Annotated in this window: 13 protein-coding genes and 1 riboswitch; of the genes, 4 read left to right on the top strand and 9 right to left on the bottom strand. The window is 46.4% G+C overall.

Annotated elements, in window-relative coordinates; genetic code table 11:
* Window positions 1-112: 112 nt before the first annotated feature.
* The 7 genes from NST33_RS13130 to NST33_RS13100 all read right to left on the bottom strand — a co-directional run bounded on the left by NST33_RS13130 (window position 113) and on the right by NST33_RS13100 (window position 9,425).
* A complete protein-coding gene (locus tag NST33_RS13130; RefSeq protein ID WP_339308157.1) occupies window positions 113-1,135 on the bottom strand; it encodes an SDR family oxidoreductase in 1,023 nt (340 codons plus the stop codon).
* 96 nt (window positions 1,136-1,231) lie between these two features.
* Window positions 1,232-1,657: a cupredoxin domain-containing protein gene (locus tag NST33_RS13125; RefSeq protein WP_074094860.1), complete on the bottom strand. Its 426-nt coding sequence runs from the start codon at window positions 1,655-1,657 to the stop codon at window positions 1,232-1,234.
* Window positions 1,658-2,052: 395 nt separating this feature from the next.
* The gene (locus NST33_RS13120; protein WP_221819555.1) at window positions 2,053-3,006 is read right to left on the bottom strand and encodes a DMT family transporter; all 954 of its coding nucleotides are present in this window, start codon (window positions 3,004-3,006) and stop codon (window positions 2,053-2,055) included.
* A 106-nt stretch (window positions 3,007-3,112) separates the two neighbouring features.
* Window positions 3,113-3,223, bottom strand: a riboswitch (purine riboswitch).
* A 147-nt stretch (window positions 3,224-3,370) separates the two neighbouring features.
* The gene (locus tag NST33_RS13115; protein ID WP_339308155.1) at window positions 3,371-5,590 is read right to left on the bottom strand and encodes a DEAD/DEAH box helicase; all 2,220 of its coding nucleotides are present in this window, start codon (window positions 5,588-5,590) and stop codon (window positions 3,371-3,373) included.
* Complete coding sequence (locus NST33_RS13110) at window positions 5,587-6,930, bottom strand: ATP-binding protein (protein ID WP_339308153.1); 1,344 nt, start codon at window positions 6,928-6,930, stop codon at window positions 5,587-5,589. The genes NST33_RS13115 and NST33_RS13110 overlap by 4 nt, the downstream gene beginning before the upstream one ends.
* A gap of 6 nt (window positions 6,931-6,936) precedes the next feature.
* Window positions 6,937-8,514, bottom strand: a complete 1,578-nt coding sequence (locus NST33_RS13105) for a TerB N-terminal domain-containing protein (protein ID WP_339308151.1) — start codon at window positions 8,512-8,514, stop codon at window positions 6,937-6,939.
* Window positions 8,515-8,828: 314 nt separating this feature from the next.
* Window positions 8,829-9,425: a biliverdin-producing heme oxygenase gene (locus tag NST33_RS13100; protein ID WP_339308149.1), complete on the bottom strand. Its 597-nt coding sequence runs from the start codon at window positions 9,423-9,425 to the stop codon at window positions 8,829-8,831.
* 346 nt (window positions 9,426-9,771) lie between these two features.
* On the opposite strand from NST33_RS13100, the gene NST33_RS13095 reads away from it, so the two are divergent.
* The 4 genes from NST33_RS13095 (at window position 9,772) to NST33_RS13080 (ending at window position 12,760) form a co-directional block, all read left to right on the top strand.
* On the top strand, window positions 9,772-10,569 hold the full coding sequence (locus NST33_RS13095; protein WP_339308147.1) for a Nif3-like dinuclear metal center hexameric protein: 798 nt from the start codon (window positions 9,772-9,774) through the stop codon (window positions 10,567-10,569).
* Between the two features lie 518 nt (window positions 10,570-11,087).
* On the top strand, window positions 11,088-11,513 hold the full coding sequence (locus NST33_RS13090; RefSeq protein WP_036608521.1) for a DMT family transporter: 426 nt from the start codon (window positions 11,088-11,090) through the stop codon (window positions 11,511-11,513).
* Between the two features lie 45 nt (window positions 11,514-11,558).
* Window positions 11,559-12,257, top strand: a complete 699-nt coding sequence (locus NST33_RS13085; RefSeq protein WP_339184651.1) for a helix-turn-helix domain-containing protein — start codon at window positions 11,559-11,561, stop codon at window positions 12,255-12,257.
* A gap of 14 nt (window positions 12,258-12,271) precedes the next feature.
* Window positions 12,272-12,760: a DMT family transporter gene (locus tag NST33_RS13080; RefSeq protein ID WP_221819561.1), complete on the top strand. Its 489-nt coding sequence runs from the start codon at window positions 12,272-12,274 to the stop codon at window positions 12,758-12,760.
* An 85-nt stretch (window positions 12,761-12,845) separates the two neighbouring features.
* Here the strand turns inward: NST33_RS13080 and NST33_RS13075 are convergent, their stop codons facing one another.
* On the bottom strand, window positions 12,846-13,562 hold the full coding sequence (locus NST33_RS13075; RefSeq protein ID WP_036608916.1) for a YebC/PmpR family DNA-binding transcriptional regulator: 717 nt from the start codon (window positions 13,560-13,562) through the stop codon (window positions 12,846-12,848).
* A gap of 280 nt (window positions 13,563-13,842) precedes the next feature.
* Window positions 13,843-15,564, bottom strand: coding sequence for an assimilatory sulfite reductase (NADPH) hemoprotein subunit (gene cysI, locus NST33_RS13070; protein ID WP_339308143.1), 1,722 nt, complete (start codon window positions 15,562-15,564; stop codon window positions 13,843-13,845).
* Between the last annotated feature and the right edge of the window lie 16 nt (window positions 15,565-15,580).

Raw genomic sequence — 15,580 nt, 5'->3', positions numbered from 1 at the left:
ACAAAGGAACGATGTCCTAAGTTGGGGTGCCTCCCCTAACAAGTGTCATTTTTTCTTGATTATAACGATTAAGCGCATGAATGTAAACACTTGATCATGAACGCCTTACTTCTCATTTCTCATCTCTGATCTTTAATAACGCTTCGTCTAGTGCGCCAACGACCTTGTCACACCAACCATCAAATTCCGGATCTTCGGTCTGTAATTCAGGATGCGCCAGAATGTGCTCAATCGTACGTCGAATGCCCTGATCAGCTCTTGTCGTTGCTACAAATTCCGGAACAAGCCGCTTCAGCTTGCTGTTATCAAAGACAACGGTATTGGCTTTGTCACCCAGCAATCCGCCGCGAAGATCCTGATCGCTACATGCTGCCAAGAACTCAGAGGGTACATGTACCGCATGAAGCTTAACGCCCAACACGTCAGCTATAATCTCATGAATCTGATTCCATGTGACGGATTCGTCCGAGGTGATATGTACCGATTCACCAATGGCATGGATATTTCCCATAAGCCCGATAAATCCTTTGGCAAAATCAGTATTGTGCGTAATGGTCCACAGTGAGGTGCCATCTCCATGAATGATAACGGGTTTGCCTTCACGTATACGCTTAAAAACCTGCCAGCTGCCTTGAGCACCATGAACACCGAGAGGTACCGATTTGTCGCCATACGTATGGCTCGGACGAACGATGGTCACAGGGAATCCGTGCTCGCGGTATTGTTTCATCAGATAGTCTTCACAGGCAATCTTGTTGCGAGAATACTCCCAGTATGGATTCGATAAGGGCGTACCTTCCGTGATCCGGTAATCAGCCAGGGGAGTCTGATACGCTGATGCTGAACTTATAAATATAAACTGCTTGGTTTTATCCTTGAACAAACGGTAATCTCGCTCCAATTGAGACGGTACAAAAGCGATAAAGTCTGCCACAACATCAAATTCCAGATCAGCTATCAGTTCCGCTACACGTGTCTCGTCATTAATGTCCGCTTGAAGTACGTTGACCTCACTAGGTAAGTCATCGTTATGATTGCCGCGATTAATTAAATACAGTTCACAGCCTTGCTGTGCAAGCATCTCCGTAATGGCCGTACTGATGGTGCCTGTCCCTCCAATAAATAGCGCTTTCATTTCGCCACCTCCTGATCGATTTTACCCACTTTTCCATGATATCACGCACCAAAAAAAGGAGCAAAGCTCGGTGACCCGAAACTTTGCTCCTTCTGTTTATACGACCTTAATCGTTGCATATATCATGTACATGCCGCAGTGAATCTCGTATTCTCCCTTGGGTAGATCTTTGTCGACCGTATAATAATTGGGTCCCTTTTGCATGTATAGATCCATGCCTAGCTTTTGTGATCCCACTGATTTCACATGTGTCACCGACCGGGTCAGAATAAAGTTGATTTTAGTCGGTACGCCAGCTTTCACCTCGATAACGTCTGGTCCAAAACCATCGTTGCTCACGTCCACATCAATGACTTCATATCCCTTCAAATCCTCCGCAGTCTCGGCTTGTGCTGTTACTGCACTTCCCGATCCCGGGGATACGTCTTTGCCCATAAAATAAACCAAAAATGATCCAAGCAGTACAACAACGGTCAGACCCAGCGTTAACCAAGGCCATGTTTTTCCAAACCAGCTTTTCATATAAACACTCCTCATTCGATGTCCCATCAATATTCAATCAACAGACGGATGTATTCTTTAAGCATACCTGATTCGCATGACAATGAAAATGACCCCTCTGGGCTATTGCGGTTGAGCTATATAAGTGGAACTAAAGAATATTTACACTGGACACTCCGATGACAGAACAACCTTTCGATCGCTGTTATCCCCAGATTTTTTGATTTCCTTTTTCAAAGGGTAAAATCCGGGAATAAAGGCGCACGCTTCGCTTCTTCAGATTATTTCTGTCCTCTCCGTTTCGTGTAAATGTTTAGTTCAATTTATATAGAATATTTCAATAGAAAAAGCCTGATTTCTCAGGCTTATCTACGGGTATTCCCGTTCATGCTTCGCAATATCCCTTTTTGTATAACTCAGGAATAGATCGGTGTATTCCGACTTCGTCTCATACGTAATTTATACAGCTCTGGCAAGGCTACACCAATGAGTACAATAATAACTCCGAACCATTGCAATCCGCTGACATGCTCATGGAGCACGATTGAGGATAACAAAACTGCAATTGGAAGCTCCACTGCACCCAGTATTCCGGCCATGTCACCACCAATATGCGGAACGCCGATAGCGAACAGTACTGGTGGAATGAATGCCCCGAAGAATCCAAGCAGCAATCCAAATACAAGCAATTGGCTCCAGATCAATCCGTTAAAAAGGAATGTCGGCGGGAACAAAATGCACAGCAGGATCAATCCGCCTGTAACCATCCACGCACTGCGGAAGGCTGGATGCGCTGAAGGAACCGCTTTGCCGCTGAACAAGACAAACAGGGAATAACTTACGGCTGCCATTAGTCCAAGAGCAATACCCAGACCGTTGAACTCACCCAATCCTTGTTCCAGGAAACCCGCTGCCAGCAAGGTTCCACCGAACAGAATGATCAACGTCAGGAACGTGACTTTGTCTGGACGTTGTCGTTTGCTTATCGCCTGAATCAATACACTAATCCAAGTGAACTGGAACAACAGGATAATGGCAAGTGAAGCCGGAATGTAACGCAAAGACTGATAATACACGAGACCTGTAATTACGGTTGGTGTTCCAGCAGCCATCAATATCAGACGTTGTTTCCACGTCAACCGCTTGAATACCTGTGCCACGGCTCCTGATGCTTTGCCATTTGCCTGTGACTTACGTTTTGTTCTAAATCTTGTGTATAGCGCCAGCATCCAGGATAGAAGAAAACCCGTGATCAGCTGTGCTCCCACAACCTCTCCAAGTTTATATCCTTCGCCGTACGCCAGAACCACAATCGTGGATAATATGCCATAGCTCATCGCTCCCGCGAGAACGGACAGATAATATTTCATTGTGAATAAACCTCCTGATGATAAGAAAAATACGCCCGCATGTTGGTTCATGCCAATGTCACAGACACTATCTAAATGCAAAAAATCCTAACTACGAGCAAGGAATACATTGATTCCTTGGCATCGTAGTTAGGAAGTATAGGCTTCCCGTAGAGACCCTCGCCCTGTGTACACTTTCGGCCTGCGAGGTTATACGAAATGATATATGCAATTTGATGTAATTCGTGTGTGACGACTTTTCATATATTACATGGGAGGTGAGATGGTGTCAACCCTATTCCGTACAAAAAGTTGAACTACATTATTACACCGAGTCGCTTCGATCGCTGTACTATACTTCGAGTACTCTGATTACGTAAAAACGTCATGTTCGATTGGAGCCTGAGGAGTCCCACTCCAATGTTTGCTGTAAACCTTCCTTCAATCCATCCAGATCCAGCCCATCAACGGCAAAAGCCTCACGGATCAAAGGCGGCGCGACAAATTCATCATACTTGCCCAGATAAGGCGCTTCATCTTCAGCCAGTAACGCAGATGCGTCTTCAGCCGTTCGACACTCACTCATAATCTCGGCTAACAATGTTCGTTCATCGACCTTGCCGGACACTACAAAATAATATGGCTCCATGGGCACAACCGAACGCAAGGCAAGTTTCTTGGACAGATTATGCTTCATCAAGCGCTCCAATGTACGGAAAGATTTACTTCCCACCCAAGGAAGAACATACAACGAATCTCCCCCTGCCGGAATCACGACCTGCTTCAACAGTCCGCTTTCACGAGCTAGGCGGCGCGCCCGTTCAAGTCGATTGACGGCTTGTGGTGACAGGTAGGGATAGATCACGGAGTCGGACAACACTTCACGCATTTTCTGTACCACCGACGTATGAATATCTCCTCCCGCTCCAAGCCATAACGTATCTACTTTACCTTTCGCAGACTTCACATACACAGCCTTGTGCTTGTGATCGACCTCTTCCACTTTCCACAGTTTGCCTGCGAGCGAGAAGCAATAGCCAGGTGGGGGTACGGTTGTAATCGAACCAATTTCTTCCGATCCGTTTAAAACTTTATGTTCCTCATCATCCTTAAACACCGCGTAGAAGCGATAATTATTCACGATTTTCTCACCTGTCAGACCGATAATCAATGTTCGATCCTCTGTCCATTGCAGGTGATCCGTCTCAATGAGGTAATTCAGGAAAACCTGATATTGATCAGGTCTAATCAACGCAAATGGAGCCAGCGAAAGGATCGCTTCTGCAAGATCTCTCGGCTCCGCCTCCCCCATACTTTTCAACATGCTCATCGTCTGATGGTAGAGCACACCTATGGGCATTTTGCGAGCTTCAAGCGGCTCGACCCATTTCGTTTTTACATATAGTTCGATAACAGCAATCGCACGCATCAAAGTCCACGGCATACGCGCTGGCAATTGCGCTTCCTCATCCTCTTCCTCCGGACATACAAAAAGCATCTCCGATGCCATGTCCTCTCGTCTGCCTGATCGTCCCAGACGCTGTACAAAGCTGGACGCACTATACGGCGCACCGAGCTGAACCACACGTTCCAGTTCGCCCAGATCGATGCCTAGTTCAAGCGTGACCGTTGCCGCAGCAACCGCGGGACCCGATCCAGTGCGTAGGGCAGCTTCCGTCTCTTCCCTCAGCATGGCGGAGATACTTCCATGATGCACATGGAACACATCACGCTCTTGTCTGCGAGCCGCGACCCGCCGCATCTCAAGAATGGTAACTTCAGCATCTGTGCGGCTGTTGGTGAAGATCAGCGCTTTTTTACGATGTGTGCTCTCATAGATGAAGTCGTAGTACGCTTTACGTGCGTTATGAAGCTGCTCCGCCTGTTCCTCGTCCTGTGCATCTGGAAAGGAGAAATGTTCCACCCGCAGTCGCAACTTGCGACCGCCCGGGGAAGAGACCACATCCACTCCCTGCTGCGTTCCCGCAGCAAGCCAAGATGTAGCCGTATCATAGTCACTAAGTGTAGCGGACAAGCCCACTCTTCGCGGTGCACAGCCAGCCATACGCTCGATTCTGGCAAGTTCGCTGAGTACTTGAATGCCCCGATCCGCTCCCATGAAAGCATGCACCTCATCGATGATGACATACCGCAGGTCATGAAACAGCGCCGGGATTGCATTTGGTCGATTCATGAGCAGACCTTCCAGCGATTCTGGCGTTATCTGGAGCACACCGGACGGATTTTTCATCAGTTTTGTTTTCTCCGCCTGAGGTACGTCCCCGTGCCAATGCCAAACCGGAATATTTCCTTCGGATAACAGATCCTTAAGACGTTCGAATTGATCATTAATCAGGGCTTTCAGAGGTCCAATGTACAAAATACCAACCGACTTGGAAGGCCGTTCATACAGCTCGGTCAATGCAGGAAAAAAAGCCGCCTCCGTTTTGCCGGAGGCCGTTCCCGCCGCAATCAGCATATGATGCGGGGTATGAAAACAGATATTGCAGGCCTCAATCTGGGCAGGACGAAGCGATTCCCATCTTTTTTTATAAATAAACTCCTGAACAAACGGTGCCAGCCGATAGAATGGATTATCACTCATAATTCAAACTCCGCCAGAAAATCGTCCAGATCATCCGTATTTGCTGAAGCATCTGTGCCTTTTCCCGTTTCCTGAGGTTTGGCAACCCGCTGGCCAAGTAATTGAGTATAAGTCACTTCAGGATTCTGGTGTAACGTATGCAGTACATCCATAAAATCTCGTACCACTTCACGCGTGGTCAGCAATTCATCCGCACCCAGTCGGTTCACCGCCGTTTGCATAAAATCAACCAATTGTTCATCCGTGAGACTTGCGCTGTATCCAAAATGCAAGGCATGAATCTGCCGCAGCTTCTGGAGCAGAATCAGAATCTCTTCATGTGATAACATCGCCAGTTTCAGGATCGGGCCTGTATAATTCGCATACGCTTTGGCTGCATAACGACCATCAATAAGCCTGGAGCGAAGCGCTTCATAACTGTATAATCCGCGCCGTTCATCCTCTACAAATTGTGGTGTACCTCCTACAAATATGCCTAGGTGCTCCGCCTTGCCCTGCATCGTATCATTGAACATGGTCAGCAATTTCTCATAGTTGCTTTGACGGGAGACACTGTTTGTAATTTTGTACAGATTCACTGCTTCATCAATGAACAACAGCAATCCTTTGTAACCAATGCGCGCTGTGAATTCAGACCACAATTTGAAGTAGTCGTACCAGTTATCATCGTCAATGATAACCCCAACAGCCAGTTCTTTTTTCGCTTCCGTTTTGGTTGCAAATTCTCCTCGAAGCCAGCGAAGGGCCGCCTGTTTGCGATCATCATCAGCTAGCTTGTACCCATTCCAGTAAGAAGCCAGTACCTTGGCAAAATCAAAGCCGTGAACCAGATTCTGCATCTCACCCGTCACAGCATAAATCTGTTTCTCTACCTCAAGCGGCAGAGCGGGATCATCCGGGCGCAGGTTCTGACTCTGCATCGTGGATTGTTGCAACCCTGCGATCCATTTTTGCAAAATCGGCTCCAACGCTCCCCCATCCGGGCGTGTGCGTGTAGACAGACGAGTCATCAGTTCGCGGTATGTGGCAAGTCCCTGCCCTTTGGTTCCCACCAATCGCCGCTCTGGTGAAAGATCGGCATCTGCCACAACGAAATCCCGATCCATCGCATAATTACGAATCATCTGCAAAAGAAAGCTTTTACCGCTGCCGTAACGACCCGTAATGAGTTTAAACGCTGCTCCACCCTCGGCGATATTGTCCATATCCCGCAAGATGGCTTCCACTTCCGGTTTCCGACCAACAGCAATCTGCTCCAGTCCAATTCGCGGGACAACACCCGCTGTCAATGAATTTACAAGTGCGGTGGTCAGCCGCTTCGGTATTTTAAGTTCTGTCACTGCGTATCACCTCTTCACATGTTCGAACACATCTATATAATCAGGAACAATCCGATCACCATCAATCAGAAGATCACCGATCGTTTCCATAGCCACATCATTAATTTCATCCAGCAGAAGCGCAGGCATCGTTCCATATTGCTCAGCCAGACGCATCAGCTCCGTATCCGGGTTTGCTCCAAGTAAAACATGAATCGTTTGCACCTGCTGAGGGGAGATTTCCTTGGCAAAAAGCAGCCATTCTTCATCCAGATCAGCCTCAACAGACTCGTCCCACTGCAACTCAATCGATTCTGCTGACGCTCCTGTTACAATCTCTTCTGCGGATGGGTCCGGCACCGTGGAATCTTCAGTTGGAGTGATCTCATCCCCTGCTTCCAGCGCATCTACTGGATTACTTGCAACATTTGCACTGTTAACCTCTTCATCCTTCACTTCAGAAGCGTGATCATCCTCAATTGTAAGCGCCAATCGCACGTACTCACTTTCCTGCTGTAACGATGCCAATTTCTCCGTATCAATACGAATCACCGGTTGTTCCACAGACTCCGCCTGCTCGATCGCATATGTTTTGTCCAGGTAACGTTCAATCAGATTTGCAAGTTCGGGTTCAAGAGTCTGTCCTCGCAATCGGCCTCTGAATCCGCGCAATTCACGAAGTTTATTTTCAGTACATCGATAGATCCGCGTAACCATCTGCACAAATTCAGCCTGTTCGCCTATGGGCATATATCTGAACGATACCGATCTTCCATAGATCGAATCATCATAGACTGCTTTGCGAAACAGAATGCGCTCCATCGTGCGTTCATCGTTGGGATCACACTCAAGCAACAGTCCAACTTGTCGCGTACGTTCCAGATACGAATCAACCAAGGCCATGACCCGTGGGATGTACTGCTCCATCACTTCTTTGCCGCCATCTCTGTAGAATTTACTGAGTGTAATATCGTAATCATAGTATCTTTGCAGCATATTTAACGAGATATCCGATACCTTATCCTGTAAAATACGTTGCAGTTCCCTATCCAGCATCTCTGCTGGCAGATATCCGCCCGAAAGGACCATGACCTCGGATAAGGACATCTCCATCTGATGGACCAGCACATAATCGACCATCCACTCTTGCATATATATATTTAATTGGGGCAGCCGTTCACGGTAGTTCACCCATAGCTGCTTCAATTGATCATAACCATCCTGAGGATTCTGCCAGCCAATGCCGTTAATTAACTCGTAGATATGAACAAATAGATAGGACAGATCGGTATCCGGGTATCTCCCCTGACGTACTTCCTTCCTCCAAAACATATACCACTTGCGCTGGGCATCATTCATCACGCCATACGTTGGCCAGTAACTCATAAAGGGAACCCACGGGGATACATCCCCCTCCATCTCTGCCCACCGCTTTGCTTCCTCTACAAAACGTTTCTCTGAGGACAATATACCTCCACGATGCTGCATCGTATCATGTGCAGACTGCACAATGGTTGAACGATCAGGAACCGGCACTGCTGCTGTTTCAGGTTCTTCACTCAGATCTATCTCCATAAATTCCAATTGTCTTGAGTTGTCTTTCATAGAACGTTATTTCACCCTCCTCCAAGACAGAATACGAACAAGTGTATCCATAGGGATCATTATATCACTTGTCCTGTGTCTGCGGTGACGAAATTTAGACATTCCTGGACACAAAAAAGAAGGCATTTCTGCCCTCTTTTTATCAAGTATTTTTAACTTTTTCACAAATTGATGATATCTTGGTCAAATCGAACGTTGCACAGACGTAATCACACGACAATTGCACGATTTTTCCCTTCACTTTTTGTTATTTCTTGGACTTCGGTTCGGCCATGGCCAGGAAAATCCCTTCTCATGATGTTATATAAGGAGTGTTACTTGTCGGTATTAATCCATTGATCTAACAGTCGGAATGTCTCTGATGCACTGTGTACCATGTTGTCATGATCTTCTGGAGTACTGATGGACTGTTGCAGCAAACCTGTAAACTCGCTCCATCTTGTTCTTGTCTCTGAGCCGTAGGCGTTGAAATATTCCAATCCACGATCCGCCTCAATCGGCAGGAACTGCGACAAACGTTTGGTCATAATCTGTCCACCGTTCGTGGACCCCTCAATTACATACAGATATCCGAACAAACGGGCAGGTGTTGAAATATCCGGCAGTTCTTCACAGAGCGGAAGTTGGCTGATTTCCTCTTCACTGGCACCCAGATTTCGTAAATCTTTTTCCAAGAGTCCAGCCTTGCCTCTAATCTCAATATCCAGTCCCGTACTTCCCCAGAAAGGCTGCTGTACAGCCTGATCCTCCAGCGGTTTCAGGAATCCATAAAATTTCTCTAAATATGTTCTATATTCTTCTATATTCACGGTTTGATTCATAATGGCTTTTGCATAAGGGTTCTGTTCTACTTGTCTGTGATAATGAGCTGTCTCGCTCTTCAGACGTTCCATAATAGTTGTTGCTGTCATCGTATTTATCCCCTTTCACAATCTGTTCTATTGTTGCAAATGAATGCGGACCTCAACTGATTCTCAGTATATTGAAATGGAAACTGCTTTCCTTGAAGTCAGCTCCATTTAATACAAACAAAGGCTCTATGTAAGTATACTTATTCTTGTTTGAGAAAACTATATGAATCCAACATCCGTGTACAGCCCAATTCATTGCTCCGTTGTTATCTTAACCGACTGTAATCTGTATGTTTAAGTATTAACCGAAAACAATAAAAACGACCCTATAATCTGGAAGGCAGTAGATTTCAAATGCCAACATGGTACACTAACTTTATATCCTGTCATTGGAGGAATGCATTCTATGGATCTTACTGTTCAAGACGTTGTACTTCATCTCACAGATAACATTGAATTGCCGGAAAACACGGTAGATCAGCTCATTACGGGCTCACTTGATCGTAAGGTCACAGGCATTATCATTGCTTTTATGCCCACACATTATGTTATTGAACAAGCCATACAGGAAGGTGCGAACTTGATCATTGCGCATGAATCTCCGTTTTACAACCATCACAGTCATACGGATTGGCTTGCAAATGATTCGGTTTATGTGGACAAAAGAAAGTTGATCAACGAAGCAGGCATTTCCATCTATCGATGTCATGATATCATCCACCGCTTCCAACCGGATGGCATTACTGAAGGACTGATTCAGGCCTTGGGATGGTCCTCTTATGTGGAACAACGAATAGCGGAAGCAGACATTCTTTCTTTTCCGGAAGGAAGCACCGTTGAAGCTATTGCTCACCATGTGAAAAGTTCCCTGGGCATCGATTATGTACGCGTTGCAGGCAATGCGGAAATAGTCTGTAGACGCGCAGCGGTACTGGTAGGTTTTCGTGGTAATGGACATGTGACGATTCCCTTGATTCAGAACGAGCAATTGGACCTCATCATTGCTGGGGAAGGGTTTGAATGGGAGACGCCAGAATATATCCGTGATGCCGTGCAACAAGGCAAGTCCCAGGCACTGATCATGATGGGACATGCCGAGAGCGAAGCTCCGGGAATGAAGCTATTGGCAGACAGGTTTGCAGAACTTTTTCCTGAACTGTCCGTTCGTTTTGTAGGCGAGAAGCCTGTGTACACTGTGATCTGATAATATTATTGGATTTGTACGGAGAAAATCTCTAGCTGATTGCTTCTAATATCATTGCCTATCCTCCCCCGGAGCTTTGGATACTTTCTATGCTCCGGGGTACACTGGGTAGACTCTCGTTACATTTCTTGGATAGCTAACGAACCTGATACACTCTATTGTGCGAATATTTGCCGATTTTCAAAAGTAACGAATCGTAGACACCCTGTTCCTCCATTCCCCCCTGTTTACCGTCCATATCTACCCAACGTAGCCCAATTAGCGTCGCTGAGATTCGTTAGATTTCTCAGTTCAACCAAATCAGTACAATAAGGTGTCACTGGTTCGTTAGACTATGATGAAAAATGAGTACTGAGCACATATACCACGCATCTCTTCATGCCCCATCTGGAGTTACCGAGTTCTTTATAGTACTCTAGATGCTGTGACTTCAAAGCTCAGGACATTTGTCCTTGGCGTTCAGAGTCAATTTATCATTTAATAATAGAAGTCGAAGTGATTGAATAAGGAGCGTACATATGAGAGGAATTATTTTTGCATTACTGGGCGGCGCGTGTATCACTCTCCAAGGGGTTGCCAATACTCGGATTAGCACCGACATGGGCACATGGCAGGCCGCTACGATTACACAACTGACAGGATTCATCTTAGCGGCGCTGATCCTAATGTTTGTTAGAGACACCAACCTTCAAGGACTCAAACAAGTAAAACCCATGTACTTGGCTGGAGGTGCTTTTGGCGCCGTCATTATTTTCAGCGAAGTGACGGCCATTCAGCAAATCGGGGTTACATTCACGATCTCGGCTCTGCTCATTGCCCAGCTATTCCTGACTTTTCTGGTGGATAGTAACGGATGGTTCGGCGTCGTGAAACAAAAGATGAAACTGCCGCAATTTCTGGGCATTGCCTTAATGGTGACTGGTGTCATTATTATGAAACTATAGTTTTTGGAGAAGGATTGAAACATATCGTCGGGGGTGAATCACAGCGTGCAAGAGTTCCATAACGAGCAACAATTAATGCAATATTTGAAGCAATATCAACTTGAAACTGTATTTCACGAGCCCCTGCGTGCACATATGACGTTATGCCACTTTGAGAAGTGTGAACTGATCTGTCGTGAAGGGGAAACTTCCGAATATTTGTACGTACTGGTTGAGGGTAAAATCAAGATTTTCACCACCTCCGCTCAGGACAAAACGCTGGTGCTTTGTTTCAAAACACCGCTTGAAGTGGTCGGTGACATAGAGTATGTCCGTGAAAGCGATATTGTTAATACGGTTCAGGCCGTGTCACCTGTGGTGATGCTTCGCATTCATTATCAGTGGCTCGCTGAGCTTGCCAGCGATTATGCACCTTTGCTTAAATTTTTGCTTAAAATCATCTCACACAAATTCTACATTGACTCGAACTTTTCCAATTTCAACCTGATGTATCCCGTTGAGGTTCGTCTAGCCAGCTACCTGCTCTCCATCTCGACAGAAGAAGCGGGCAGTATCGTTCACGAAGAGCTGGACGCGTTCAATCTGACCGACATCGCGAATCTGATCGGCACCAGTTACCGACACCTGAACCGGGTCATCCAGAAGCTCTGTGCAGACGGGTTAATTGAACGACATCAGGGATTGATTATGATTAAGGACCGGGCGGGTCTACGTGAAATAACAGGTCACAATATTTATGAATAAGGAGTTCGACAACCATGTTAATCACAGGTATTTCGCTTGCACTACTGGCAGGTGCACTTGTCAGTCTGCAAACGATTTTTAATAGCAAAGTCAATGAACGCACCGGTTCATGGTCCACAACAACGATGGTGCTTTTCACCGGATTCCTTGCTTCTTTCCTCATCTCTCTGCTGGTAGAGGGCAAAAATACATTCAGCTTCCAGCATATGCAACCCTGGTACTGGCTCAGTGGAGCCATCGGGGTTGGCGTGGTCTTCTGTCTCGTGCAAGGGATGAAGTTGCTTGGTCCCACGTATGCCATCTCGATCGTGCTAACATCCCAACTGAGCTTTGCTCTATTGTTTGATTCCATGGGGTGGCTCGGTCTGGAGCAAATTCCTTTTTCGTGGAATCAGCTGCTCGGTGTACTTGTCATTGTTGGCGGAATTGTATTGTTCAAGTTCGGTGGGGGTAAATCGGAAAAATCAGATAAGTCCCCTGGAACACTACAGTCCAACTCATAAACGAACAAAAAAAGAGTGTCCGTCCAATCCCGTAGATTGGCAGACACTCTTTTTGTACAATCAAACCACATATCTTCTCGTTCTCTTAAACGAACTCTACGTTATGGTAGACTTGTTGAACATCTTCAAGGTCTTCAAGCGCATCGATCAGTTTCTCGAACTGAGCTTGTGCATCCTCTGGAAGTTCAATATGGTTTTGCGCAAGCATGGTCAGCTCGGCTACTGTGAACTCAGTAATACCAGCAGCTTTGAATGCTTCTTGTACAGCGTGGAATTGATCGGGTTCTGCATATACAATTACAGCATCGTCTTCGTCCACGATATCACGTACATCCACATCTGCTTCAAGCAAAAGTTCCAGTACTTCCTCGGAGTTTTTGCCTTCTATACCGATAACCGCTGTTGGATCAAACATGTAAGCAACAGAACCACTGACACCCATGTTGCCAGCGTTTTTGTTAAACGCAGAGCGCACTTCCGGCGCAGTACGATTCACATTGTTGGTGAGTGCATCAACGATGACCATCGCACCATTCGGTCCGAAGCCTTCATAACGCAACTCTTCATAGTTCTCATCCCCGCTGCCTTTTGCTTTTTCCATCGCACGATCAATGATGGCTTTGGGTACATTATACGTTTTGGCACGTTCCAGCACGACTTTCAGTGCACGGTTCGCTTCCGGGTCCGGTTCGCCCTTCTTGGCAGCTACATAGATCTCAACGCCGAATTTAGCGTAGACCCGGCTCGTGTTTGCATCTTTTGAAGCTTTCTTTTCCTTGATATTATTCCACTTACGACCCATATCGTTTCCGCTCACTTTCAACATGTAATCTGCTTTCTACTATGCCATTATATCTTGTTGAGCGTACTTCAACAAGTTAATACACACGAAATAATGGGATTAACTGCGGTGATTATCCATCTCCATTTGAAGATTAGCCTCAGTTTATCCTCCCATAAATCTCTCAGCAGTAACTATCGTTACCTCTATTCACTCCATATATAAACAGACAAGAAGCACCCCTTAAAGGAATGCTTCCGCCCTAAATCAGTCCTAATTTCAGTTCATGTTACCCGGTCAATTAAGCGTGAAATTGTCGACCATCCAACACTTCAGGAACATAACCGGCACGAATGACAAAGTCTCCGAAATGTTCACCTTCATTGCGCTCTTTGGCATACTGGTTCACCATTGGAGTCAACGTGTCCAGAATCTCGGTTTCACCAATGTTTTCTTTGTACAGCTTATTCAAGCGATGTCCGGTGAAGCTGCCACCGAGATACATATTGTATTTACCTGGCGCTTTACCGATAAATGAAATCTCCGCCAGCATCGGTCTTGCGCATCCATTCGGGCAGCCGGTCATGCGAATGACAATTTCTTCGTCTCTAAGCCCAGCCTCGTCCAGTACAGGCTCCAGTTTATCGATCAGGGACGGCAAGTAGCGTTCAGACTCAGCCATCGCAAGACCGCATGTCGGAAGTGCAACACAAGCCATCGAGCTTCTGCGTAGCGCAGAGTAATGTGCACCATCGGTCAGATTGTATTGCTGAATCAGAGCTTCGATCTTTTTCTTCTTCTGGCTGCTGATATTACCGATGATCAGATTTTGGTTCGCAGTCAGTCGGAAATCACCCGTATGCACTTTTGCAATTTCACGTAGACCCGTCATGAGCGGATAGCCGTCTACATCTTTTACACGACCATTCTGAATGAACAGCGTGTAATGCCATTTGCCATTATTACCTTTTACCCAACCATATCGATCTCCGTTAGTATCAAAATGATACGGACGTGCTGCATCCAGTTTCCAACCCAAACGGGTAGTCAACTCTTCAATGAACCACTCCACACCACGGTCATCCAGCGTATATTTGAAACGAGCATGTTTACGAACGGCACGATCTCCATAATCACGCTGAATCATAACTGTTTTCTCTGCAACATCAATCATTTGCTCTGGCGTACAGAAACCAATGACTTTGGACACCTGAGGATAGGTTTTGGCGTCACCATGAGACATCCCCATGCCGCCACCAACGGAAACGTTGAAGCCTTGCAGCTTGCCGTTCTCCACAATAGCAATAAAGCCAAGATCCTGTGAATAGACATCCACATCATTGGATGGTGGTACAGCAATACCGATCTTGAACTTCCGTGGCAAATACACTTTGCCATAGATTGGTTCAACTTCTTCGTCCGAGTCCTGGGAATCAATCACTTTCTCTCCGTCCAGCCACAGCTCATGATAAGCCCGGGTGCGAGGGTCCAGATGATTACTCACCTGACATGCCCACTCATACACTTCAGCATGCACATCGGATTGATTCGGATTCGGGTTACACATCACGTTACGGTTTACGTCACCACATGCAGCCAGTGTGCTTAACAACGAATCATTCACTTCGCGAATGGTGTTCTTAAGATCCCACTTCAGTACACCATGCAGTTGGAAAGACTGACGTGTGGTCAGACGAATCGTCTCGTTCGCATATTTATGTGCCACTCTGTCCATCATCAACCACTGCTCCGGGGTTACAACCCCACCGGAAGCACGCACACGTAACATGAATTGGTATGCAGGCTCCAGTTTAGATTTGTGACGCTCATTACGCAGGTCGCGGTCATCCTGCATATAACTGCCGTGGTGTTTCATCAGACGGTTGTCGTCCTCTGGAATTGCGCCCGTGATGCGATCGGCCAACGTTTCGGTCAGACTTCCGCGCAAGTAATCACTTTTGATCTTTATATCTTCCACATCACTATTCGTGCGCTGTGGGTTAAGTAAGTTATTATAAACCATGCTGCTTTCTCCTCTC

The organism is Paenibacillus sp. FSL L8-0435 (genome assembly GCF_037965655.1).
Lineage (GTDB): Bacteria > Bacillota > Bacilli > Paenibacillales > Paenibacillaceae > Paenibacillus.
Note: the sequence above shows the minus strand (reverse complement) of the source record. Positions and strands in the feature narration are given on the sequence as shown.

Bases quoted from the DNA above. Each gene is read 5' to 3' on its own strand.
- cysI (WP_339308143.1), bottom strand. From the start codon at position 15,564: ATGGTTTATAATAACTTACTTAACCCACAGCGCACGAATAGTGATGTG.
- NST33_RS13090 (WP_036608521.1), top strand. From the start codon at position 11,088: ATGAGAGGAATTATTTTTGCATTACTGGGCGGCGCGTGTATCACTCTC.
- NST33_RS13080 (WP_221819561.1), top strand. From the start codon at position 12,272: ATGTTAATCACAGGTATTTCGCTTGCACTACTGGCAGGTGCACTTGTC.
- NST33_RS13120 (WP_221819555.1), bottom strand. From the start codon at position 3,006: ATGAAATATTATCTGTCCGTTCTCGCGGGAGCGATGAGCTATGGCATA.
- NST33_RS13075 (WP_036608916.1), bottom strand. From the start codon at position 13,562: ATGGGTCGTAAGTGGAATAATATCAAGGAAAAGAAAGCTTCAAAAGAT.
- NST33_RS13115 (WP_339308155.1), bottom strand. From the start codon at position 5,590: ATGAGTGATAATCCATTCTATCGGCTGGCACCGTTTGTTCAGGAGTTT.
- NST33_RS13125 (WP_074094860.1), bottom strand. From the start codon at position 1,657: ATGAAAAGCTGGTTTGGAAAAACATGGCCTTGGTTAACGCTGGGTCTG.
- NST33_RS13130 (WP_339308157.1), bottom strand. From the start codon at position 1,135: ATGAAAGCGCTATTTATTGGAGGGACAGGCACCATCAGTACGGCCATT.
- NST33_RS13105 (WP_339308151.1), bottom strand. From the start codon at position 8,514: ATGAAAGACAACTCAAGACAATTGGAATTTATGGAGATAGATCTGAGT.
- NST33_RS13095 (WP_339308147.1), top strand. From the start codon at position 9,772: ATGGATCTTACTGTTCAAGACGTTGTACTTCATCTCACAGATAACATT.
- NST33_RS13100 (WP_339308149.1), bottom strand. From the start codon at position 9,425: ATGACAGCAACAACTATTATGGAACGTCTGAAGAGCGAGACAGCTCAT.